A 24499-nucleotide genomic window follows, 5' to 3' on the forward strand; every position below is an offset into this window, starting at 1 on the left:
CCCGCGGGGACGCCTTTCTGGTTCAGTCTTCGTCGTCCTCGTCGAAATCTGCGACGCCACGCTTCCAGTAACCCGTAATCAGGTAGTCGCCTTTATCCAACTTCAAGTTGTCGCGAACGAACCTGCGAAGCGGCTTGAGGCTCGTGGCTTCCCCGGAGATCCAAGCGTAGATACGCTCATCTTCAGCAACGGTGACAGTTCGCACTGCCTGCTCGAGCAGATCGGAATGTCCGGCCGGAACGTCACCGCGGTGCAGCCACCGGACCTCGACACCCTCCGGGACCGTCAACTCGATTTCCTGTGACGCGTCGGTAATTTCGATGAACGCCCACCCGGATGCAGCTTCCGGCAGCATCTCGAGCCACCGGGCGATCGCGGGCAGCGCCGTGATGTCGCCGGCGAGGAGGTACCTGTCGTACGTCCACGGCACGATGACGCCACCGGGCGGACCTGCCACATGGATCCGGGTACCCGGCGTCACGGCCTGGGCCCAATCGGAGGCGAAGCCACCTTCGTGCAGGGCGAAGTCGATGTCCAATTCCGCCAGATCCGGGTCGTACCGACGGACGGTGTATTCACGCGAGATCGGAAGCGGTCTCGGCCATTTCAGCATTGTCCCATCACGCTCGGGCAGGCGAAGTGTTCCGTCCTCATTCGGGTAGACCAGCCGCACATGTTCATCCGGAGCGTGCGACTCGAACCCTTCGAGTTCGGGTCCACCCAACGTCAACCGCAACAACCCTGATCCGACCATGGTGCTACGAACAACTTCGAGTTCACGAATGCCGATGGGGTACGGCACTTTTGCGCCGCTGGTTCCCGCCAGCACGTCGACAATGGTCGCGAGATGGTCTCCTCGATTCATGAACTACCTTCCTTTTCCCGCGCAGCAGTGGCCACGGGCACCGCATTTTCCGGGTGAGAGTCTGGGCGATCGAGCACGATTACCTCTGAAGTTACCCGCCGCACCGAACCCAGTGTTGCGAGGAGTATCAGTCCCAACGTCAGGCCTGCAATACCCAGGGCCAGCAGTGCAGTTCCCGGTTCGAGCCACTGGCCGAGGAATCCCGCTGCCATGGACCCGATCGCCGTACCTGTGACGGCCTGCACCATCCACAGACTCGACACTCGTCCACGCAATTCGTCCGGCGTGTTCTGTTGCAGGACGGCGAATCGCAAGATGTCGTTGAGGGCTCGTCCGAGTCCGAATCCGGCAAGGCCGAGGAAGGCGAGGAATACAGCCCCCGAAGCCCCGAGAATCACCAAACCGAGCGGCATGAGCGCGACCGATATCAACATAGCCGCGCCGTTGCGGTGAACGCGCCCAGTCCATCCGCTGGTCAGCGAACCGATCACCGCGCCCACTGCCGGTGCCGCGTACAGCAGACCCAGCATCGTTGGGCCACCGCCGAGTACGTCGTCGACAAAGGCCGGAAGCAGGACCATCGGACCACTGACAAACATGACCAGTAATCCGCTGATCAGGATTCCGCGGATCACGGTATGGGTACCCGCGAACTTCACTCCGGTCACGAGAGCGCGGACGGGGCTTTCGTGGTTGGTGCCGGGCGCCGGCGCCGGTCCGACAGCTTGGAAGAGAGTAACCGTGCCCGCCGTGGCCGCGGCGGCCACGAAGTACGTCACAGGAATACCGCCGGAGGCGATGATCACTCCGGCAATCGCCGGTGAGATCATCGTCCCGACATCGGTGGTCAACGCCACCAGTGCGCCGGCTGCCGCCATCTTCTCGCGGGGCAGCAGCGTCGGCATCAAAGCCATCAGGGCCGAGCTACTGACGCCGCCGGCCAATCCGTCGATCGCCGCTGCGACATAGATGACCCACATGGACGGATGCGGAAGCAGAGCGTTGCACCCGAGGATCACAAATCCGAGACCCGCAGCGCTGCGGGCAAGTTGGATAGTGCGTCGCCGATCGTATCGATCCGCAAGCACCCCACCGAACAGGCTGCCGACGAACATGGCGACGGCCATCGCCGTGGACACTCCGCCAACCTGCAAGGTCGACTTGGTGAGCTGGTACGTCTGCGCGGGAACGGCTACGACAAGTAGTCCGATCCCGAGCAGCGAAATCATTCGCGCGGAGAACGCGTACCGGAAGGGACGGCTGGTCCGCAATGGTGATACATCGATGACCAGCCCACCGAGTCGGGTCATGCGAAGGTCTGACCGATCAGGTCGAGGGTCGCCATTGCGCCGTCGTAGTCAGGACGGTAGCTGGTGGCGGGAAGCTCGAACGTCGTTCCGGCTTTGAAGGAAGGAAGCTGCGAGTACAGCGGATCGGTGGCAAGTTCTGCCATCGGGCGTCCGGATACCGGAATGACAAATGCGACAGGGGCGTCGGCAACCTGCGAGAGCATTTCCGGGCTGACCTCGAACGAGTCACCCGAGCCGAAGAGCTGCGGGTTTCCGGCCTTGGTCATGACGTCGTCGGCCTTGAATCCGAGTTCTGCAAGCATTGCGGGCAGAGCGGCAGTCGGCGGCACGAGGTACGGCTTGTTGTTCGCGAGCGAGAGGATGTAGACGACGTTGCCCTCGGGAACGGTGATCTTGCCCTTTACCTCTTTGACCTTGGCGTCGTATGCATCCATCAGAGCCGGAACCTGGTCGGAGCGTCCGGCTGCGTCGGCGACGATCTCGAGCTGCTTGTCCCATGCGGCAACGGTGCGCGGCACGAGGACGGTCGGCGCAATTGCTGTGAGCTGGTCGTAGAGCTCCTCAGCCTGCACCGAGGTGACACCCTGTCCGCCACCGATGATCAGGTCGGGCGCAGCTGCGGCGACGGCTTCGATGTTGAGCTGCTCACCGGCGGGCAGTTCCTTGGTGCCCTGGGCCTTTGCATCCGCTGCCCAAGCCGGCGGGAAGCCGCCGTCGAGGTTCGTCACACCCAAAACGCGTGTGTCGGTTGCGACTACGGGTGCGTCGAGTGCATAGAGGTAACCGGCGAGGCCACCGCTGAGCACCACGATCCGTTCTGCCGACGCCGGTACGGTGACAGAACCCTTCTCGGTTTCGATCACACGCGTCGTAGGTTCGTCTGCCTTTGCAGGCTCGTCCGAGGACGCGCTGCTGCAACCGATCATCGCAACGAGTGCAACGATCAACAGACCCGCAATCGCGACGAATCGTCGCCAACTTCGAATCGCGAGGGGCGGTGTGGACTTCATCATTCAACTCCCATTGTGTTTCCAACTGTGTGGTTTGTGGGCTGCGACAGATGACTGTCGAGCAGTGGCGCAATTGCCGCCCAACCGGCTGGGGTCACCAATCCGGCGTGGTCGAACGGTAGGTGGTGGACTGAAAGTTCCTGGTCCCCCCGGATTGTGCGCCAGCGATCGGCCAGCACTTCCCCGGACACACCCGTGTCAGCGGTGATCAGAGTAACCGACCCGGCGTAATTCGGGTCCACCGATCCCGACGCCAGTGAACGAGTGGCATCAAATCCGGTTCGCACCAACTCGACCAGGGCGGGTGCCTGCGCAAGGAGTTCCGGCGGGAGTGCCGCTGCCAAGTCCTGTTCGGTGCTGCGGTCTTCCCGGTTCTCAGCGGACCGGGTTCCGAGCGGGTGGGTGTCGATCAGACCGGTGAACCCTACCGCGTGTCCCGCCTCCGCCAACTGCGCAGCCATCGCGTGAACGACGTTGCCACCGAACGAGTATCCGAGAAGGTGATAGGGACCGTCCGGTTGCACGCCGCGAATCGTCTCGACGTACATCGATGCCAGTTGATCCACGTTCGTAGCTTCGAGGGTGTCGCCCGCGAGCGTCGGCAACTGCAGGCCCAACACCGGACGATCAGCCTCGAGCACCCCGGTCAGCGGTGCGAAAGGCCACGCGAATCCGCCCGCCGGGTGAACACAGAACAACGGTTCGGCGGCGCCTTCCGACCGTAGCGACACCAGGTGATCACGGCTGAGGTCCACGTCAAGGGGGCTTGCGATATGAGCAGCAAGTTCGGCAACGCTCGGGCGAGCCATCAACGTTCCCACGCCCACTCCGACGCCGAGTTCGTGTTCTACTTCGCCCACTAAACGCATGGCACGCAACGAGTCTCCACCGAGGTCGAAGAAGCTCTCTTCCGGATCGACGGTGTCGACACCGAGAACATGCGCGAAGACCTGGCACAGTTGCTTTTCGGTCTCGGTGCGAGGCGCGCGTGCCGCTGCCCGGGTCGGCGGCGCGGGCAAGGCCGCTCGATCCAGCTTTCCGTTGGGTGTCAGCGGAATCGAAGCGACGGTGACGATATCCGACGGAACCAGGTGCGCCGGTACACGTTCCCGCATGACCGCCCTGAGGTCTTCCGGTGCACAACCCGTTTCGGGAATCACGTAGCCGATCAGCCGTGGCGCTGAACCGTTGTCACGCCGAACGGTCGCCGCGGCGCGAAGCACTCCGGGGCACGCTGCCAGTGCAGATTCCACTTCTCCCAGCTCGATCCGGATTCCTCGGATCTTCACCTGATGGTCTGCGCGTCCGAGGTATTCGAGTTCGCCGTCGCGCCGTCGACGCACCACGTCACCGGTCCGGTACATGCGCCCGCCGACGCTGAAAGGGTCGGCGACAAATACCGACGACGTCAGAGCGGTCCGATCGAGGTAGCCCATCGCTGTTCCGTCACCGGACATGTACAACTCCCCCGCCGCCCCTAGCGGGACTTCGCGCAGACCTGAATCAAGCACCCGCGCCGACGCATTGAGGATCGGCCGCCCCAAGCACGGAGTGTCACTTGCCCGAACTGGCGAGCCCATCGCATTGATCGTGAACTCGGTGGGGCCGTACAGGTCGTAGCCGTCGACGCCGTCCTGATCACGCAACCGCGACCACAATTCCGCGGGAACCGCTTCGCCGCCGAGCATGACCAGCGCCGGAGTGTGATCACCGTCGAGAAGTCCGGCCGCCGTCAATTCCCGTGCATACGAGGGCGTCACGTTCACCACATCGATGCCGACGGACTGGTAGTGCTTGACCAACGACACCGGATCCAGCCGCGCCTGCTCGTCGATCACATGAACCTCATGACCGGCGAGGAGCCAGAACAGTTCTTCCCACGACATGTCGAAGGAGAAGGACACCGTGTGCGCGATACGCAATCGTCGCCCGGCAGCGCTGTTTTCGGTCGGCGTGAAGATTTCGGCCTTGTGGTTGTGGTACATCGTGGTCAGGCCGCGGTGGCCCACCACGACGCCCTTTGGTTTGCCCGTGCTGCCCGACGTGTAGATCACGTAGGCAGGCTGATCCGCCGATGTCGGACCGCCTACCGCTGCATCGGCAACAGTGGGTGTCTCGGCGCGGCCGTCAAGAATGTCAACGATGCTCGGCAGGTCGATGACAATGCTTGTCCGACCCTCGGCAGCGACGAGATCGTGTTGATCGGCGGTGGTGATCACCACGGCCGCATTGCTGTCTTCGATCAACTCCCGCAGCCTGGCGGCGGGATGCGCCAGATCCAACGGAAGGTAGGCAGCTCCGGCTCGCATGACGGCAAAGATCGCCACCACGTGATCCGCTGTCCGCGGAAGTGCAAGCGCAACAACGCCGGACGGCCCAGCGCCGGACGACGCAAGTATTCGCGCCAACCGATCAACTCGCGTATTCATCTGCGCAGCGCTCAACGTCACATCGCCGAATACGAGTGCGGTGTCGTCCGGTGTCGCCAACGCGCGTTCTCGCAGCAACGCGTCGACGCTGCCGCCTGGCTCTCCGGGAACGGGCATCGTGACGTGCTGCGACACGAACTCGGTGGGCGTCTGGGCGCGCGGAACCGCCGTGTCGGCCACTGTCGCCGCCTCGGAACGCGCCATCAGTTCGAGGATGGCTTCGGTACGAGCCAGAACGTCGTGCGCCACATCGCCCGGAACCAGATCCGGCCGGTTCTCGAGAACAAGCGCCATCGACGCGTCACCCCCACCGGGATCAACATCGAGTGTGAGCGCGTAGTGGGTGCCGTCCACCGCGTCGAATCCGACGATTCCACTGCGCCCGAACGTGTCCTGGCGTGCCTGTTCGTCGCGAGGGGTATTACGGAAAACGTAGAGCGTGTCGAACAGTGCGGCAAATCCGGCCGCGCGCTGAACGTCGCCGAGACCCACATGGTGATGTTCGAGGAGTGAACCCTGCTCGCGGAACAACCGTCCGAGGAGGTCGGAGATCCGCTCCCCGGGGCGAACATTCATGCGCACCGGAATCGTGTTGAGCGCCAGACCCACCATGCGGTCCGCGCCGTCCACCTCAGGCGTACGTCCGGACACCGTCGAACCGAAGACCACGTCGTCACGACCGGTCACTGCTCGCAGAGCCAGTCCCCAGGCCGCGGAGACAACCGTAGACAGGGTCACACCGGTCCTGCGCGCAAGGTCCCGTACGTCACTACTGATGCTCTGTTCCAACACAACTCGCGTGAACACCGGAAGAGGCGCACTACCGCCGGAACCGGTGCCACCGACAAGCGTCGGCTGTTCGAGGTCTGCCAGATAGTTCTTCCACGACGAAAGAGCTTCCGGGCGATCTGCCTCGGCGATCCAGCGCAGGTGATCACGGAAATCCGCCGGGGTTTCCAACGCCGAGTCGAGGTGGACCGGATCTGTGCCGTTCGAACGAGCATATTCGTACAGCGCAAACAGTTCCGCGTACATCAGCGTCTGCGACCAACCGTCGGTCAGCAAGTGATGCTGGGTGAATACGAGATGCGCGCCGCCGCCCGGCAACCACGCCAGAACCATTCGGATCAGCGGTGGAGCGCTCAGATCGAAGACGGTGGCGAACTCTTCTTCGTCGAGTGCCTGTACTGCACCCTCGATCTCGCCGACCGGAGTAGTGCTCAGGTCAACTTCCCGGAAAGGCATGCGGGCTGCCAGCGGAACAAACTGAACCGGAGCGTCGAACCCGGCGTGAGTGAAGCCGGCACGCAGGTTCGGGTAGCGGCGCAGAAGTGCATCACCCGCCGCACGCAGCGCAGAAATGTCCACATCGGCCTCCGCCGAGAACGTGAATTTCGGCTGCATGTGGTAGACGTCAGTGCCGCCGGCACCGTCGAGCACCGATTGGAAGTACATGCCTTCCTGCAACGGACCGAGAGGCAACACATCCCGCCAACCCGGACTGAGAATGTCGAGACGTATCCGCCGATCGGAGTCGACGGTCACCAAGGGGTTCCGCAACCGATCCGGCGCCGTTTCGGGAAGCGCCTTGCGGTCGACTTTTCCGTTGAGCGTCAACGGAAGCGCATCCAGCACCGTCAGTGTCTGCGGCACCATGTGTTCGGGAAGCAGCAGCGCAACTTCCTTGCGAACCAAAGCCGAATCGAGGCCGGTACCGACTTCAGCCACCACGTATCCGTGCAGAGTACCGATGCCTGCCGCATCTACTCGGACGGTGGCCGCCGCACGAGATACACCGCTCACCGCGCAGAGCGCGCCCTCGACCTCACCGAGTTCGATACGGAACCCGCGGACCTTCACCTGATCGTCCGCGCGTCGCAAGAAATGCAACACACCGTTCCTGCGTCGAACCAGATCACCCGTGCGGTACAGGCGGGCGCCCGGCACACTCGGATCCGCTACAAACCTGGTGACCGTCAGATCGGGTCGGTTCAAGTATCCGCGTACCACCTGCGAACCGCCCAGGTACAGCTCGCCTGCAACACCTTCCGGAACGTTCCGCAGATCGTCGTCGAGTACCCGTGCGTGGACGTCGGTCCATGGCCGCCCGATCGTGACCCGATCATCGCGATCGAGTACCGCCGATGTCGCCCACACTGTCGCTTCCGTTGGTCCGTACACGTTGCGCACCGACGGGCAGAATGTCACCAGGTCATCGGCCAGGTCTTGCGGCAGTGCTTCTCCACCCACCAACGCTCGAACCTGGAGAAGGCGATGCGCATTCTCGTGTTCCGTGACAACTCGCCACAGCGACGGAGTTGCCTGCATGACGGTGGCACGGCTTTGCGTGATCAACTCGAGCAGGGCATCCGGATCACGGACCGTCCCCCGATCGGCGAGCACAACGGTGGCACCGGCAGCCAGCGGACACAACAATTCCAGCGCGGCGATATCGAACGACACCGTCGTCACCGCAACAATGCGATCGCCTGGCCTGATCCACTGATCGCCGATCACAGTCTCGGCGAACGCCGCGAGATTGGCAGTGCTGACCATCACTCCCTTGGGTCGACCCGTCGAACCCGAGGTGTGGATGACGTAGGCAAGGTGCTCACCGGCCGGTCGCGGTTCTGCAAGAACAACATCCGAACTCGTCTGTGCTGCGTCCACGAGCACCACCGCCGGCGCAGTCGAAGGAAGTTGCCCTGCCACATCGGAACTCGTCAGAACACAAACAGGTGCCGCGTCCTCGATCATGAATTCGAGCCGCTCGGCCGGATAATCGACATCGAGTGGCAGGTACACCGCGCCGACACGCAGAACAGCCAGCAGTGCTGCGACCAGGTCCACGGATCGGTCAAGGGCAACGGCAACAACCTGCTCCGGCCCGGCACCGGCGGCAACAAGTTCGCGCGCCAATTCGTCCACCCGGCGCGATAATTGGAGGTAGGTGAGCGTCGACTCGCCGGAGATCAGCGCGATGACGTCGGGTACTGCGACGACATTCCGCTCGAACAGGATCGATATTCCCGCTGGAGCGTCAACTCGCCGCGGTGGGTCGTTATGCGGACGAGCCACTGTCGGCAGCAATTCGGGAACGGGAAGGTCCCCGTGCCGGGCGCCGCGCTCGAGTACCGAGATCACGGTATCGAGGAGGGCGTCCGCGGTCGATCCGTCGTACACCTCGGCATTGACGGTCAGGTGAATCTCGGAACCAACGCGCACAAACTCGAGATCGACAACTGCGTCGGCATGCCCCACGCGAGCGGCACCCAGACTTGCCCGTGAACGATCCAGGAGGTTCGCGAGTCGATCGAGACTCACGTCGGAATGCAGACCGGCGCCGGACATGGCGTTCTCGACCCGGTCCACGACCTGGGTAAAGGTCGGTCGGCCGCTCAGATCGACCCGGATGATCGACTCCGCTTCGGCGTCGACCAATCCGACCGCTATGTCGCGGCCGGCACCGAAGGTACTCAGCGCGGCGGCAACTGCAGCGAGCAGCATCGAATCCCGGTCGACGGTTTCGCCCAGCTGCCGAATGTACGTGTGGGCACGGTACGCCGGAGACGGAGTTCGATCGTAGGGAAGATCCACGTCGAGCGGCAGACCGCCGAGCACCTGAACCCAGTACTCTTCGTCGTCAGGATTTCCCGGCTCGGCGCCGCCGCGCGGCGCCTCGCTCTGATCCCCGACACCATCCACGGGCGCTGCCACGGTCGAGTCCAGCTCGAGCGCACCGAACTTCGTGTTGTCAATCCGCGCGACGCCGGCCAGCCCCAACGGGGTCGGCGTATCGAACACATCCGAAACCGATACGCGTAAGCCCAGCTTGCGCAGGCTTCCCACCAAACGCATAGCGGTCAGCGAATGACCGCCGAGGGCAAAGAAGTTATCAGCCGGGTTCACTACGGGAAGATCCAACACCGTTGCAGCGCAACGGCACAGTGCGTCCACGACGACAGGATCTACGGCGCCAGGCGCTGCCACATCCGACTTGATCGGCGCCGGGGATGGTCTGCGCATCGAAACGCGCTTCACGACGTCGAGGAGGTCCCCCGCGGGCAACGACGGCGAATGAACAACACCGCCCAGAATCTCACCCAATCGCGTCACCACCCGCGCAGCGGTGTCTGCGGGAATGGCAACAGGATCGTGGTAGAGCACAAGATCGAGGCCCAGGCTCGGCGGTGCCATCAGCGTCATCGGGTAGTGCGTGACACCACGGTTCGTGAAGCTACTGACGCGCAGCTCGTGCGAGCTGGGCTGGCCGGCTCCGGAATTCGGGAAATTCTCGAAAACGAGAAGTGTGTCGAACAGTTGCCCGATTCCCGCGATTCGCTCGATCTCCGCCAGGCTGGCGTGCTCGACGTCCTGCATATCGAATTGTGCGTTCTGCAAACCGGCAAACTGCTCGAGAAGAGGAACGTCGGTAGCGATGTCGAACCGCGCTGGAATCGTGTTGCTGAACAATCCGACCATAGCTTCCACACCGGAAAGATCGGCGGGACGACCGGAGACTGTCGCTCCGAAAACAACGTCCCACTGCCCGGTCAGCTCGGCAAGGACTGCAGCCCAGGCCCCTTGGACCAGGGTGTTGACAGTCAACCCGCGGGCGCGTCCGAGTTCGATCAACGCCGAGGCGTCCGTGTCCGACAGCGGTACCGGAACCTGCACCGGCACGCCTCGTTCCGACTGTCCGTCAGCAACGAGCGTCGGAGTGGTCAGCCCACGCAGACGCTTGCTCCACGCTGCCCGTTGCGCATCCTCGTCGCGGTCGGCGATCCACGCCAGGTAGTCGCCGTACGGAGTCGGCGCCGGCAGACCGGCGTCACCGTCGTGGTAAACGTTCATCAATTCACGCAGGACGATGGGCGTGGACCAGCCGTCGGTGAGCAGGTGATGCGCATTGAGGATCAGCCGATGGACATCACCGGGTAGACGAATCAGTAGGGCGCGCAGCAGCGGAGGAAGTCCGACGTCGAAGATGTGCTCGGCAGCCTCGTCCTCCAGGCGCTGCGCCGAACGCAGTGCTGCCGCCTTCGGTACCGCCGTCAGATCGACCGATCGCCAGGCGACCTTGGCCGAACGCGGAATTGCCTGCACCGGCCGATCGAACTGTTCGTAGTGGAACGCCGCGCGCAGGTTCGGATGCCGGTCGATGACCGTCTCGAATGCTTCGGCCAGCCGCGCGTCGTCCAGCGGTCCGGTGAGATCAAAACGAGCAGTGAGAGTGTAGACGTCCGCAACGCCATCTCGAACGGCGTGGAACAGCAACCCTTCCTGCAACGGGGACAACGGAAGAAGATCGGCGAGCGGGCCGTGAACCGACTCCAGTTCATTGATGCCGTCCTGATCGACCCAATGAGCCGAGCAGTCGGAGGGGGTCAACCCGCCGGCGCACAGCGCTGCATGCGCGGTGAGCGCCGCTAGAGCTTCGTCCCAATGTCCGTGCAGTTCATCGACGATCGCGGCGTCCAGCACCCGGCCCGCTGCCGTCCACTCGACAGCCAATTGGGGGTCACCGTCTTCGCGAACAAACGCATTGAGCGCCAACACTTCCGACATCGCCTTGGATGCCGGTTCGATCACGGAGAACGCGTCATGCTCGGGTAGCCTCCACCCGGTTCCCGGCAACGACGGGAAGCGTCCCAGATAGTTGAGCAGAAGTTCAGGCTCAACGACGTCGGAGAATTCCGGCGCCGCAACGGGATCGAGGTAGCGAAGTACCCCGTAGCCGACGCCCCCGCCCGGAACAGCGCGCTTCGCCTCCTTGACGCTACGCAGCAGAGCTCCGGCCGCCGCGCCACCGCTCAGAGCGTCGGTCAGTGCGTCGCGGCTCGAAATCGCGTCGGTGGGCACCGATACCGGGAACTCGCTGGTGAACCAGCCGACCGTTCCGGCGAAGTCGGTGTCGTCGGTCAGCGGATCACGGCCGTGTCCTTCGACGGTCACCGTCTGCGTGTGACCCAATTCGTGCCCACGACTGTTCTGCCACGAACGCAACGCCAACATCAACGCTGCCAGCAATACCTCGTCTACCCGCGCTCGGTACGCCGCAGGAAGCGTGGTCAGAACCGCTTCGGTCACTGCTGCCGACGCTACGGTTGTGGTGCGGGCCGCGGTACTCACGGTGTCCGTCGTGGGGTCGAGTCGACGAGCGCCGATCGGAGCAGCGCCCCCACCGCCGATTGCCGAGATGCCGGCGGCGGTCTTCCAGTAGTCGAGTTCGGATCGCAGTGTGCCCGAAGCCCCGAACTCCGCGAGCACGCCCGCGTGCCGACGCCACGAACTACCTGAGACGCCGAGCGTGGCGGATCGACGTTCTCGCGCAGCATCAGTTGCCTCGTGCAGATCGGGAAGCAGAATCCGCCAGGAAACGCCGTCGACGATCAAGTGGTGCGCAATGACGATCAACTGATCCGGTTGATCGGTTGGGGTTCGCAGCAACACGACGCGCAGGAGATTGCCTGCACGCGGATCGAGTTGCGCCGCAGCTGCTTCGGCGGTGCGCTGGATCAGTTCAGTGTCAGCACTTCCCGCGATCTCACTCACGAGCCCCTCTGCGCGCACGGCACCCGAGTCACGAACGATCAATTCGGTGGCGGCGCCGCCAGTTCCCCGTCGCAGTAGAAGTCGCAGTGCATCGTGGCGATCGAGGATCGTCTGGACCCCTGATCGGATGTCGTCGAACGCGACCATCTCGTCGATACGCACAGCGGTCCACTGTGCGTAACCGGCAATGGACTCGTCGGTGGGGTTCTTGTCGGTCAATGCGCGCACGATCGGTGGTGCGATCACTGAGCCGGTCGCTACGTCGACTACCGCAGCGGCGCGGTTGTCATCGTCGGCGACCTCGCGGGCCGCCGCTGCGATGGTCCCCAAATCGCGCTGCGCCAAAAGCTCTTTCGGAGCAATGAGCACTCCGCGCACACGTAGCCGACTACTGACGCTGATGGCGGTGATGCTGTCACCACCGAGACCGAAGAAGTCCTCGTCGACACCAACTCGGTCCCGTCCCAGAACCTCCGCCACCACAGCGCAGAGGACCTGCTCGCGCGGCGTGGATGCGGCACGACCTTCTGATTCCAGAACGGGAGCGGGTAGCGCCGCGCGATCAAGTTTTCCGTTGACAGTCACGGGAAGTTCAGTCAAGACAACAACAACCGAAGGCACCAGGTGATCCGGCACTCGCGTCGCAAGATCACGGCGCAGTTCGTCCTGCGGCGGCAAAGTAGCACCGGCCACAGCCACGACGTAACCCACCAAACTGGGGCGTCCACCGTCGGTGCGAATGACGGCTGCGGCCGCGCCGACGCCGGGCACGGCACCCAGAATCGCTTCGACCTCACTGAGTTCGATGCGATGACCACGGATCTTGACCTGCTTGTCACCGCGGCCGATGAATTCGTATCCGCGGCCCGGCACCCAGCGAGCCAGGTCGCCAGCCCGGTACATGCGGTCACCGGGAGCCCCGAAGGGGTCGGCAACAAATCGTTCAGCGGTCGCGGCTTCCCGCCCGAGATATCCCCTGGCCAACTGAGGACCGGCCAGATAGAGCTCTCCACGCTCGCCGTCGGCAACCGGCTTCAACGCGCTGTCGAGGAGATACGCGCGAGTTCCCGCGAGCGGGTAGCCAATTCGGGGTTCGGCGCCGTGGACGGACGTAGCAATCGCGTCGACGGTTGCTTCCGTGGGTCCGTACAGGTTCTGGGCCGGCACGTTCGCAGCGATGATCGCATCCCACAGCGCAGGCGGCGCGGCCTCACCGCCGACAACCAACAACGCAAGTGGGTGTGCGCCCGTCAACAATCCACTGTCGACCAGTGCCGTAGCCATCGAGGGGGTGGTGTCGACGACATCGATCCGATCGCGCGCGAACGCGGAAACCAGTGCGTCTGCGTCCTTCTGAAGCACTTCGTCGTACACATGCACTCGATGTCCACACAGCAGCCACAGCAGCTGGTCGAGGGATGCGTCGAAGGCAAACGAGGCCGTATGAGCGGTGTGTAGTTGTCGCCCGCCCACTCGGTTCGCAGCGTCACGGTAGATCGTCGCACTGTGGTGGTGTAGCAAATGCGCGAGTCCGCCGCTTCGCACCAGAACGCCTTTGGGTGTCCCCGTCGATCCGGATGTGTAGATGACGTAGGCGAGGTGGTCCGCGTGACGCGGAGCAGCCAGTTCACTCGCAGAGATAGGTAGATCGGAGTAACCCGTGAGTTCCTCGCGCAGCGTTTCGGACTCCACGACTACTGGATCCGGCCGGGAATCCCCCGAAAGTTGCTCCGCCAGTGCACCTGTGGTGAGCACAACCTTGGGCTTCGCGTCGTCGACCAGAGCCCGCAGGCGCTCTACCGGATGCTCCGGATCCAATGCCACGTACGCGGCCCCGGCTTGGAGCGTCGCGAGCAGTGCAACAACCATGTCGGCTGTGCGCGGTAATGCGATCCCGACTATGTCGTCAGGTCCGACGCTGCGGGCTCGCAACGCGCGCGCCAGTCGGTAGACGCGAGCGCCCAGCTCACCGCCGGTCAGAGAATCGTCGCCGCACACCAGGACAGTGGCCTCTAACTGTTGGGCGACAACACGATCGAACACATCTGCAACGTGCTCGATCCGGCCGGCGCTCGGCGCGCTCTCACGGTCGACCAGGATCCGGTCAGCCTCGGCGACGGAGAGTACGTCCACCTGCCCGACAGCCGGATCGTCCTCCCCGACCATCGCGTCGATGATGCTGACAAATCCCGCGAGGCGTCGTTCCACGGATTCACGAGTGTTGGTGCGGGCGTCCACCTCGAACCCGAGGAGCACCTCACCGTCGGCAATGGGTGTAACAGTCAAGCCGAGGTCTTCCGGCGGACCGCCTGCAACGTTGCGCAGCACGCCCACAGCACCTGCGAAGTCCAATGCGAAGTCGAATGCCTTGAGATTGATACCGATTCCGTGAAGCAACGCACCGCTGCCGGCCACCGCGAGATCGCGGGCCAGGTTCTCGCCGCGGTAACGCTGATGAGCACGCATGCTCTTCATCGACGTGGCAACCTGCTTGCTGAGGTCGCCGAGTCGATCACCGCTGCGGACCGTCAGACGCAGTGGCAGCACATTGACAGCCATCGCGGGAGTCCGGAGCGCCGTGCGACCGACCCGAGCCATCAGCGGCATCGCGATGACAACGTCCGACTCACCCAGCAGGCGATGCAAGAATGCTCCGTAGCAGGCAATAAGACCTTCGGCCCAGGTCGTACCCGTTGTGGCCGCCACTGCCTTGAGCTTGGTCAGGGTGTCGGCAGACATCACACTGCGGACCGCAACGGTTCGCTCGGCGGGCCCGGCAACCTGCTTGCCTCGACCGTCCAACGGCGGCAACGGGGTAAGAGCGTCACGCCAGTAGTCGCGGTCTTCGGCAAACTGCTCACCGCCGCGGTACTCCTCGTCCTCGGCAATCAGTTGCTCGATCGAGCCGAATCGTGTTGGTGCTACCTCACTTCCGCGCACGAGCGCGGTGTAATGGTCGGCCACGCGGCGCGAGATCATTGCCGCGCTGTATCCGTCGACGATCAGGTGGTGATAGAGCTGGATGCACCAGACTTCGCGATCGGTGAGCCTGATCAGCGAGTACGTGTACAGCGGGCGTTCCACCATCGCCCGGCAGTACTCCGACGCCCGGCCTCGTTCGGCGTCGACGAGGGCGTGCGCAACCGCAACCGGGTCACGCTCCGCCCGCAGGTCGACTATCGGGATGTCACCGACGGGAGCGTCGGAAATGATCTGTCGAGGTCCGTCAGGCGTCTCGATCATGTGCAGCCGCATGGTCTCGGCCTCGCCGATCGTCGCCCGGATGGCATCTACCAGAAGTGCGGTATCGATCGCGTCGTCGCCGACAATCTCGAGCACCTCGCCGACGAGATAACTCCGTGATTCCGGATCAAGTCTCTGCGCGTTCCAGATTCCGAGCTGAGCTCCTGTCAGTGCAAGCAAATTCTCGCTTGCCTCGATGGAGTTCGAACCTGGAAAAACGCTCACACTGATCCTTTCGCCGCGGACGTGCCACCCAAGGGTGGCCTAACCTCATTTTGGGCAGCCTAAACTAAATATGCGGCAAAGTGGAGGACTCACTCAGGGCAATTTTCACAACCGCTGCCAAGTCGACGCTTTCCGACAATTACCGCAGGTGAAATACCGAATCTTATTGAAAGAACAACTACTTCATTTCCGACAACACCGCTGCTGTATCAAAATGTGGGATCGAACCCGAAACGGAATGCGTCAGCCCATCACGGTGGCAGCGACGGTTCCGCCCAATTCGTAGCACTGCTCACGAACGTTTTTGTCCACGGGCACAATCACTTCGAGCGGCTCGGCCACCGGAACCAAACCGAGACCGGTTGCCAGTGCCCGCACCGACGACACAGCACCGGCAGTGTCATTGTTTCCGTGCACCCATAACCCATATGGACGCTCGGACACCGCACCCAAGCATTGGTAATAGGTGGTGTCGAAAAAGTACTTCAATGCCCCGGACATATAGCCGAAGTTCGCGGTGGTTCCGAAAATATAGCCGTCAGCACCGAGTACGTCGGGCACTGTCGCTGCCAATGCCGGGACAGCAATAACCTCGACGCCCTCGATCTCCGGATCATGCGCGCCTGCCAGCACGGCATCAAGCAATTCATGCGTCGCAGGCGAGGGCGAATGGTGAACCACCAACAAAGTCTTCACGTCCACGAGAATACGACGCGCTTACCGCAGACAAGGCCGCTTACCGCGAGCAGAGAACCTCAACCCATGCATTGATGGTCTGCTCTTCCGCCAACTCGGCAAAATCTGCATCCGCTCCGTCGGCGCGCCACTGTTCGACCAGCATCATGAGCCGCACCGAGTCCAGGCCCTCATCGGTCAGATCCGTGTCGTCGCCGAGTTGTTCTGCCCTCATCGACAGAACTTCGGCAACGTCACGCACAATCCGGGCCCGGTCCACAGTGCTGCTCATCGATCTCCTCGTATAGTACGAATACGGAATGACTTTAGGCCAGCCTAACCATATTGGTACGTTGGTACCCAACTTGAAACTGGACACACAAATCTCGCACAACTAAGGCTAGCCTCAACATAGCAATAGTTCCGGACAATCTGGAAGGGCGTCCATGTTTGCACTGGCCGAAGTCGCCGAATACCCGTTGCACACCAACCGATCTGACAACGGAGCGGATTCAGTTTTCCTGCTCTCCCGCAGGCAGACCTCGGTTCAGACCTCCGGAGTGGTGGAAGAATTCGACTCGGCGTTCGACGCTGTAGAGGGACTCAAGACAGGGCGGATCGACTCGGTTGTGGGCGCCCTCCCCTTCGCTCCCTCAACACCGTGCGCGCTCACCGCGCCGCTGAGTTTCACTCGAACGAGGGGTGATCTACATCACTCCGGTGCGGTGAATCTTCCTTCCGCGAAAGTTGCCGGATGCGAACCAAGCCCTCTCGAGCACACCCGGCGAGTTCGCGGCGCGATCACGCGACTGCAGGCAGGCGAACTGGACAAGGTTGTTCTCGCACGCACGCTCGCGATCGCAACCGAATCGCCGATCTCGCCCACAGCACTCACGAGAAAATTGATCTCGCTCGATCACTCGCACAACGGGTTCTGCGTAGACCTCTCCCCCGCCGGCGGGAAATACCGCGGGCGCGCTTTGGTCGGTTCAACGCCGGAAGTCCTGATCGAACGCCGCGGAGACATCGTCACCTGCCACCCGCTCGCAGGTTCGATTGCACGACACCCTGATTCGAAGCAAGACGAAGCACACGCCCAGGAACTCCTGGCGTCCACCAAGGATTTGTCCGAGCACAAATTTGTCGTCGATTCGATCAGCGCGGTTCTCGGACCGCTGTGCCGATCATTCTCAGCGCCAAGCACTCCCGAACTGCTCCGCACGCCTCAACTCTGGCACCTCGGAACCAAGATCGAAGGGGTACTGGCCGACCCGAACACAACGGCACTGGAGCTCGCGCTTGCACTGCACCCCACTCCGGCGATCTGCGGAACACCGACCGATGCCGCTCGCGATCACATCACCGGGACCGAGGACGATCGTGGCTTCTACGCAGGTGCCATCGGATGGTGCGATCGGACCGGCGACGGCGAATGGATGGTTGCCATCCGATGCGCTGAGATCGCGGCCGACGGCCTCTCGGCGAAGGCCTATGCCGGTGGCGGAATCGTCGCGTCGTCAGATCCCGATACGGAATTGCGTGAAACCAGTACCAAGTTCCGAACGATTCTCAGCGCATTCGATCTAGCCGAAGATCTTGCCGAATAGTGGCTCAGTTCCGGTCGATACACTCATTTTGACACCAACAGGTCGGGCGTTCAGTACCGTTTTGGGCGATACATCCTAATTCGTCTCTGGCTTCTCGCCTGGGGGGTTCCCTGTGAATCGAATGCGCGCATCAACCCGCCACGCTGCGATGGTCGCCGGCACAGTGACTGTCCTCGTCACCGGGACTCAGTTCGGAACCGCATCTGCGCAGCAGGTATCTCCAACCTTCGAGGTGTTGTGCACCCCGACTGACACCGGCCTCACCGAACTGTCCGGGTTGGCGGCAACGTCAACCGGAATGTATGCACTCGGCGACAGCGGAGCAGACGACCGGATTGCCGAACTCGACGCGGGCTGCCACGTCACTCGCTGGATACCGTTGGGGACTGAGACCTACGATGTCGAGGATCTCGACTCCACTACCGACGGCACTCTGTGGCTTGCCGACATCGGGGACAACAACAAGATCCGTACGTCCGTGGCGCTGATCGGATTCGATCCCTCCGGCGCGGAAGCTGCCACACCACGTGTACTGACATTTCCCGACGGCGCACATGACGCCGAGACCTTACTCATCTCGAACAACGGACTCCCCGTCATCGTGACGAAGGACTACCTCGGGTCGAGCGATATCTACGCACCGGCAGGTAATCAGAATGTGCATGACCTGAGCACCACTGTCCCGACACAACTGACCAAGGTCGGACACCTGCAATTCTCGCCGACCACAACTCCCGGCGGTCCGGTCGACGGAGCGGGAACAATGGCTGTCACCGGCGGCGCAGTCAGCACCGACGGCACGGTGGTCGCTCTGCGCACGTACACCGACATCTACCTGTATTCCGCCCCCGACGGTGACGTAGTCAAAGCCCTGTCCACCAGAGCGATTCGGGTTCCGCTCCCGAACGAACCACAGGGCGAGGCAATTGCATTCAACAACGACGGAGATCTGATCAGCGGATCCGAGGCCTACCAGGGGCCACTGCCACCGCTGCTCGTCTTTCGCGGAGCAACCGCCCTTGCCGTGGCGGGAGGCTCGGCGGGACCCCTGGGCTCAACGGGTTCGTAGACTCGGGGTCAATCCGCGGGACCGCTATTATCGCGAGGTGAATACACGAATTCGGATGAGCGGCGCTGCCATTGCACTGGTATGCACCGTTGCCCTCGGGGCAGCGGGATGCACCCACGCGGTCACTGGCACGCCGCTCCCCGATGCGTTTGTTCCGAGCGCCGACAACCCTGATCCGTCGGAAGCGATCGACGGGGTTGTGTATGTCGAATACCCAACGGCACTTCACGTCCAGCCCAATGAGCGTGTGGCATACACACATTCACCACCGTTCGGCGGGCGGCACGACGGGGTGTGGGCTAAATGCACCGGAATTGTGTATCCACAGGCGATCCGAACAGAAAATGCCGTTCATTCACTCGAACACGGTGCGGTCTGGATCACGTACAACCCTGACCTTGTTTCAGCCGGCGACGTCGAGCTCCTCACTGAAAGGGTCAGCGGAAACAGCCATATGCTGATGTCACCGTATCCAACGCTCGACGCCCCGATCTCGTTGCAGTCGTAGGGACATCAACTCGAGCTCGACCAAGCATCCGACATCCGAATCGATCAGTTCATCTCGGCGCTTCGACTCAATCCCGCAACGTATCCCGAAGTGGGAGCGACGTGTTCGATTCCGCCGTTGAGCTTCGACCCGGACAACCCGCCGCCGTTCGACCCCACCACTCCGGATCCGGCGTCCCCCACCACCGTTCCGGAGTAGACGGGTCTACTTGCCGCGCTCGCGTCGTTCCAATTCCACTGCCCGGCGCATGGTTTCGCGGGCACGGCTTCGGTCACCCGCGTAGTCGTAGGCGCGGGCAAGACGGAAGTTCTGCTTCCAGTTGTCGGGATCAGCTTCCCAATCAACTTTGACCGTCGCGAACAACTCGTCGGCTGCTGCGCGCTCGATCCGGCCCGACGGCAATTTCGGGAGCGTCGACGCATCGACGGCCAAGCCTTCGTCGTGGATCTGCTGAGCCAGGCGCTGATGGGTGAATCCCGCTCGCAATGTTGCGATCACCAGCCACAGTCCCAGGAACGGCAGGATGAGCACACCGATTCCCAGGCCGATGGCCACGCCGCCGCCGTCTTGGATGAGCTGAATTCCGCGTTGGCCCAGCAGCACGAAGTACACCGCCAAGGCAATACAGATCGCCGTGATCAAGATGAGCGTGCGGGTGGTTTTGTTGTTCATTTTCGTAGTACTCACAGGCCCGTAGTGCTCACAAATCCAGGAACGAATCGATACCGACGGTAAGGCCGGGGCGAGACGCGATCTGGCGAACGCCGAGCAGGACGCCCGGTGCAAAGGAGTTTCGGTCGATGGAATCGTGACGGATGGTGAGCGTCTCGCCCTGCGTGCCCAGAATGACCTCCTGGTGCGCGACCATCCCGGCCATGCGCACCGAATGCACGCGCACACCGTCTACATCGGCGCCGCGGGCACCGTCGAGTTCAGTGGTCGTGGCGTCAGGACTGGGACCGACACCAGCTTCGGCGCGCGCCGCGGCGATCATCGCCGCAGTGCGGTAGGCAGTGCCGGACGGCGCGTCAGCCTTGTGGGGATGGTGCAGTTCGATAACTTCGACGGAATCGAAGAACCGAGCTGCGGCAGCCGCGAAGCGCATAGACAGCACAGCACCGATCGCGAAGTTCGGGGCGATCAGGACGCCTGTGGTGGGCTGGGCGTCGACCCACGACTGCACCGCAGCCAGCCGACTCTCGTCGAAACCTGTGGTGCCGACCACGGCGTGAATGCGATTGGCTACGAGAAACTCCAGGTTTCCCATCACGACATCGGGATGTGTGAAGTCGACCACGACCTGAGTGCGGGTGTCGACAAACGTCTCGATCGGATCGCCGGTATCTACCTGCGCAACCAGTTCCAGATCAGCGGCAGCCTCGACTGCTGCGCAGATTGCCTGGCCGACCTTGCCCTTGGCTCCCAGAACCCCAACCCTGATGGGTGCTGCACTCACGTCTCCACGCTCCGTCCGATGCATTGTTGTGGGGTAAAGCCTACGCAACCGGGCAGATGGGCTCACCATCAGTGCAACAGGAGTTTCGTCACGACTGGCACACTGGAGTTGGTGAGCAACCGCCCAGAAATTCAGCCAACCGGCAACTTGCGTCCACTCGAGGTGGCGACCGGTGCCGTGATGGCCGGATTCACGGTCGCTCTTTCCGTCATCGCGACAGTTATTCCTCTGGCGAGTGCTCTCCACCTTGTTGCGGCCGTTCCGATGGGGATCGTTGCTCAGCGGTTCAGAATCCGCGCTGTGGTCGCCTCGGGGGTTGCGGCCACCGCAGTCGCGTTTGTTGCCGCCGGCTCCGGTTCTGCCTCAGCCGTTGCGCTGTGCGCCCTACTGGGCGGAATTATCGGCAACGTAAAAAGGCGGGGGCGCGGATTCTTTTCCGCGCTACTGGCGTCGTTCGTTGTCGGGCCGATTCTGGCCCTGTTCTCGATAGTTCTGCTGCTCATTCTCTCGCCGCTACGAAATCTGTTGTTGGATTCACTCGACAACACGGCTCGCGGCGTCGCGGAAATTCTCAGAAGATTTCCGTACTTCATCGGGATCGCGGATGCGATCGAAAGCAGTATCGGAGCCATCATCGATTACTGGTGGCTCTGGATCGCCGCGTCCGCGACGCTGGGCATCATCATCAGCACCGTCGTCTCCTACTTTGTTCTCGGCGCAGTTCTCGATCGGTTGGCCGCACTTCCCACGGTGGATCCGCTGGCCACGACGCCCGACGACCGGTCGATCAACCCGTTGCCGTTGACGCTCGAACACGTCGGCTTCACCTACCCGGGTTCTTCGTCGCCGGCGTTGACGGACATCAACTTCTCGATCGACCGCGGCGAATTTGTCACCGTCGTCGGGCACAACGGTTCCGGAAAATCGACCTTGACGCGCCTTCTCGCCGGCCGGGCACCGTCCACCGGACTCCTGGTTCGACCTGGCGCTGCGGGACTCGGACATCGCGACGGTACGGCGGTGGTTTTGCAGCGACCCGAAAGCCAGATCCTCGGAACGCGCGTCGCCGACGACGTGGTGTGGGGCCTGCAACCCGAGCATGTTCCGGACATCGAGGCGCTCTTGACCGAAGTCGGGCTGGGTGGAATGGCGATGCGTGAAACGTCGTCACTCTCGGGTGGCGAGATGCAACGCCTTGCTGTCGCCGCTGCCCTCGCGCGTCGTCCCGCGTTGCTCATCGCCGACGAAGCCACCGCGATGGTCGATCGCACCGGGCGAGAAGAACTAGTGGAACTGCTGGCAGCTCTCCCCCGTCGGCACAATATGGCCGTTGTTCTTGTCACCCATCATCAGGCCGACACCCGCCAAGCAGACCGGGTTATCCAGCTCGAGAACGGCCGGCAGATCGAACATGAGCCGGGCTGGATGGTCGGCACCGGAGCGCCGACGGTTCCCACCTACTGGCCGCGCAGCACCAAAGCCCTGCTCGAAATCAAGAACCTCTCGCACACCTACAACAATCGGACTCCGTGGTCGCGGACCGCGTTGTCCGACGTCAATCTCACCATCGGCTCAGGTGACGGCGTACTGGTCCTGGGCGGCAACGGCTCCGGAAAATCCACACTGGCCTGGATCATGGCCGGATTAACGGTACCCACGTCGGGCACGGCGTTGTTCGACGGCAAACCGATTGCCCGGCAGGTGGGTTCGGTGGGCTTGACCTTCCAACACTCGCGGCTGCAACTGCAACGTCGAACCGTATCCGAAGACATCGAGGCCGCCGGTGGGCCCGAAATCGGGTCGACGCAGGTTTCCTGGGCACTCGACGCTGTCGGACTTGATCGTCGCATTGCCAGCCGCAGCATCGATCAACTCAGTGGCGGGCAGATGCGCAGAGTGGTGCTCGCCGGTCTGCTCGTCCGACAGCCCCAGATGCTCATCCTCGACGAACCCCTCGCAGGCCTCGACCCACCCGGGCGAGCGGCCATCATGAATGTCCTGACCTGGATCAGGCGCAACGGCACCGCGCTGGTCGTGATTTCCCATGACGTCGACGGCATGGATGGCGTGTGCAGCAGGACAATTCATCTCGCTGACGGTGTCCTGACCGAAAGTCCCGTCACACTGGAAGAGACCCGGCGATGACCACACTCCTGCGCGAAGTTCCCACCACCTCACCGATCCACCGACTATGGGCCGGCACGAAGATCATTGCCGTGGTTCTCATCAGCCTTGTCATGGTGATCGCGCCGTCGTGGCCGTCCATTGCCGTGATCACCGGACTGCTCGTCATTACTGCCGCGATCGGCCACATTCCACCGACGGCAATCCCGCGCCCACCATGGTGGATATGGCTGCTACTGCTGGGCGGCGCCCTGGTCAATCTCCCGATCGGTCTCGACGCCGTGTACCTCTACCTTCGGGCAGTCACCTTCGGAATCATATTGCTGTGCGCGTCACTGATGTTGGCCTGGACCACCTCGATGAGCGACGTCGCACCCGCACTGGCGACACTCGGACGTCCGCTGCGGTTCCTACGAATCCCGGTGGACGAGTGGGCAACAGCCGCGGCGCTGTGCATTCGCTCACTCCCCCTCCTGATCGAGGAAATGCTCACGCTGGCCGCGGCTCGCCGACTCCGGCCGAAAGGCGTGGTGCACAGCGCGTCCGACAACACGATTATCGATCTGATCACTACCACGATGTCGGTGGCGATCCGGAGATCCGCCGAAATGGGTGAAGCCATCTCCGCACGCGGCGGAACGGGATTGATCGCCGCCTATCCGAAGCGTCCGCGTCGAGCTGATCTGCTGGCGATCATCGTTGTCGTTCTTTCCTGCGCCGGAGCGATCGTACTGACCGTGATCTAGGGCTGTGGTTGTGCAGTGATCCCAGCGCCCATCCAACGGCGCAGGTATTGCCGTAGTTCGTCGTCGCTCCGAGGTGGATTACCGGGGGATATGAAAAACGACTGCATCGTGCGCAGGACGTATTCGACGAGTTCCCGAAGAGCAGCGTCGTCGTAGCCGTACTTCTTCCAATCGACGTCGAATCGGTTGATCATCGCGATTCCGAAGGCCTGAGCCTCATCCGATGTGAGACCGTCAGGGTGAAGGTTCGAGTACGTTCCCGTCAGCAAGATGCCAAGATGTGGGATTCTGCGGACTTCGGTCAGTGTGTAGACAACGCCTTCGGTCATCGCGTCGACGGGATCTTCGATGCCGCTCACATGGGCAGTGAGCCGATCCAGAAATCCGGCGACCGATGCGATTGCCGCTGCGCGCATCAGGGCGTCGGAGTTGGGAAAGTACCGATACACCGTCTGACGGATCACGCCCAGCGACTCCGCGATATCGGCGATGCTGATTGCCGAGCCCGTTCGCCCGATCAAATCGACTGCCGCGGTGACGATTCGACGAGTTGCGTCGTCATCGTCGACTGGCGGATTTCCGCCCCACCCACGTCTTCGCGCCACTGCCTGTATTCCTCACTCGAATCGAGAAACCCAGGCTAACACTGCCAGTCGACACCAATTCTGTGCGCATGA

At 62.7% G+C, this 24499-nt stretch carries 15 protein-coding genes; 5 read left to right on the plus strand and 10 right to left on the minus strand.

Annotated features, from left to right (window positions below; genetic code table 11):
- Window positions 1-22: 22 nt before the first annotated feature.
- The 6 genes from EEB13_RS18465 to EEB13_RS18490 form a co-directional block, all read right to left on the minus strand.
- Complete coding sequence (locus EEB13_RS18465; protein WP_141485992.1) at window positions 23-865, minus strand: siderophore-interacting protein; 843 nt, start codon at window positions 863-865, stop codon at window positions 23-25.
- A complete protein-coding gene (gene entS / locus EEB13_RS18470; protein ID WP_141485993.1) occupies window positions 862-2175 on the minus strand; it encodes an enterobactin transporter EntS in 1314 nt (437 codons plus the stop codon). Before entS ends, EEB13_RS18465 begins: the two co-directional genes overlap by 4 nt.
- Complete coding sequence (locus EEB13_RS18475) at window positions 2172-3185, minus strand: Fe2+-enterobactin ABC transporter substrate-binding protein (protein WP_033235010.1); 1014 nt, start codon at window positions 3183-3185, stop codon at window positions 2172-2174. The genes entS and EEB13_RS18475 overlap by 4 nt, the downstream gene beginning before the upstream one ends.
- Window positions 3185-15637, minus strand: a complete 12453-nt coding sequence (locus EEB13_RS18480; protein ID WP_141485994.1) for a non-ribosomal peptide synthetase — start codon at window positions 15635-15637, stop codon at window positions 3185-3187. Before EEB13_RS18480 ends, EEB13_RS18475 begins: the two co-directional genes overlap by 1 nt.
- Before the next feature lie 243 nt (window positions 15638-15880).
- Entirely contained in the window at window positions 15881-16333 is a 453-nt protein-coding gene (locus EEB13_RS18485; protein ID WP_141485995.1) for a flavodoxin family protein, read from the minus strand.
- A 40-nt stretch (window positions 16334-16373) separates the two neighbouring features.
- On the minus strand, window positions 16374-16604 hold the full coding sequence (locus tag EEB13_RS18490; RefSeq protein ID WP_095886035.1) for a phosphopantetheine-binding protein: 231 nt from the start codon (window positions 16602-16604) through the stop codon (window positions 16374-16376).
- Between the two features lie 154 nt (window positions 16605-16758).
- Here EEB13_RS18490 and EEB13_RS18495 point away from each other — a divergent pair, with 154 nt between their 5' ends.
- The 3 genes from EEB13_RS18495 to EEB13_RS18505 all read left to right on the plus strand — a co-directional run bounded on the left by EEB13_RS18495 (window position 16759) and on the right by EEB13_RS18505 (window position 19496).
- A complete protein-coding gene (locus EEB13_RS18495; protein WP_051730551.1) occupies window positions 16759-17919 on the plus strand; it encodes an isochorismate synthase MenF in 1161 nt (386 codons plus the stop codon).
- Between the two features lie 121 nt (window positions 17920-18040).
- On the plus strand, window positions 18041-18988 hold the full coding sequence (locus tag EEB13_RS18500) for a hypothetical protein (protein WP_141485996.1): 948 nt from the start codon (window positions 18041-18043) through the stop codon (window positions 18986-18988).
- Window positions 18989-19025: 37 nt separating this feature from the next.
- Entirely contained in the window at window positions 19026-19496 is a 471-nt protein-coding gene (locus tag EEB13_RS18505) for a DUF3105 domain-containing protein (protein WP_410055767.1), read from the plus strand.
- 44 nt (window positions 19497-19540) lie between these two features.
- Here EEB13_RS18505 and EEB13_RS32475 read toward each other — a convergent pair whose 3' ends face one another.
- The 3 genes from EEB13_RS32475 to dapB are packed head-to-tail and all read right to left on the minus strand — an operon-like array spanning window position 19541 to window position 20976.
- Window positions 19541-19681: a hypothetical protein gene (locus EEB13_RS32475; RefSeq protein WP_410055768.1), complete on the minus strand. Its 141-nt coding sequence runs from the start codon at window positions 19679-19681 to the stop codon at window positions 19541-19543.
- Window positions 19682-19700: 19 nt separating this feature from the next.
- Window positions 19701-20168: a hypothetical protein gene (locus tag EEB13_RS18510; RefSeq protein ID WP_033234876.1), complete on the minus strand. Its 468-nt coding sequence runs from the start codon at window positions 20166-20168 to the stop codon at window positions 19701-19703.
- A 28-nt stretch (window positions 20169-20196) separates the two neighbouring features.
- Window positions 20197-20976 (minus strand): 4-hydroxy-tetrahydrodipicolinate reductase, encoded by a 780-nt coding sequence (gene dapB / locus EEB13_RS18515; RefSeq protein ID WP_141485997.1) that lies wholly within the window; start codon window positions 20974-20976, stop codon window positions 20197-20199.
- Between the two features lie 87 nt (window positions 20977-21063).
- Here dapB and EEB13_RS18520 point away from each other — a divergent pair, with 87 nt between their 5' ends.
- Window positions 21064-23097, plus strand: coding sequence for an ATP-binding cassette domain-containing protein (locus EEB13_RS18520; RefSeq protein ID WP_141485998.1), 2034 nt, complete (start codon window positions 21064-21066; stop codon window positions 23095-23097).
- On the plus strand, window positions 23094-23822 hold the full coding sequence (locus tag EEB13_RS18525) for an energy-coupling factor transporter transmembrane component T family protein (RefSeq protein WP_092808456.1): 729 nt from the start codon (window positions 23094-23096) through the stop codon (window positions 23820-23822). Before EEB13_RS18520 ends, EEB13_RS18525 begins: the two co-directional genes overlap by 4 nt.
- On the opposite strand, the gene EEB13_RS18530 is transcribed toward EEB13_RS18525, so the two are convergent.
- On the minus strand, window positions 23819-24427 hold the full coding sequence (locus EEB13_RS18530; protein ID WP_092808457.1) for a TetR/AcrR family transcriptional regulator: 609 nt from the start codon (window positions 24425-24427) through the stop codon (window positions 23819-23821). The two genes, EEB13_RS18525 and EEB13_RS18530, sit on opposite strands and share 4 nt — an antisense overlap.
- Window positions 24428-24499: the final 72 nt, after the last annotated feature.

Origin of the sequence: Rhodococcus sp. WS3 (genome assembly GCF_003797085.1) — a bacterium.
Classification (GTDB): domain Bacteria; phylum Actinomycetota; class Actinomycetes; order Mycobacteriales; family Mycobacteriaceae; genus Rhodococcus_F; species Rhodococcus_F globerula.

Excerpts from the sequence above, each read along its gene's own strand:
- EEB13_RS18525 (WP_092808456.1), top strand. The coding sequence starts at position 23,094 with ATGACCACACTCCTGCGCGAAGTTCCCACCACCTCACCGATCCACCGA.
- EEB13_RS18500 (WP_141485996.1), top strand. The coding sequence starts at position 18,041 with ATGCGCGCATCAACCCGCCACGCTGCGATGGTCGCCGGCACAGTGACT.
- dapB (WP_141485997.1), bottom strand. The coding sequence starts at position 20,976 with ATGCATCGGACGGAGCGTGGAGACGTGAGTGCAGCACCCATCAGGGTT.
- EEB13_RS18495 (WP_051730551.1), top strand. The coding sequence starts at position 16,759 with ATGTTTGCACTGGCCGAAGTCGCCGAATACCCGTTGCACACCAACCGA.
- EEB13_RS18510 (WP_033234876.1), bottom strand. The coding sequence starts at position 20,168 with ATGAACAACAAAACCACCCGCACGCTCATCTTGATCACGGCGATCTGT.
- EEB13_RS18465 (WP_141485992.1), bottom strand. The coding sequence starts at position 865 with ATGAATCGAGGAGACCATCTCGCGACCATTGTCGACGTGCTGGCGGGA.
- EEB13_RS18490 (WP_095886035.1), bottom strand. The coding sequence starts at position 16,604 with ATGAGCAGCACTGTGGACCGGGCCCGGATTGTGCGTGACGTTGCCGAA.
- EEB13_RS18475 (WP_033235010.1), bottom strand. The coding sequence starts at position 3,185 with ATGAAGTCCACACCGCCCCTCGCGATTCGAAGTTGGCGACGATTCGTC.
- entS (WP_141485993.1), bottom strand. The coding sequence starts at position 2,175 with ATGACCCGACTCGGTGGGCTGGTCATCGATGTATCACCATTGCGGACC.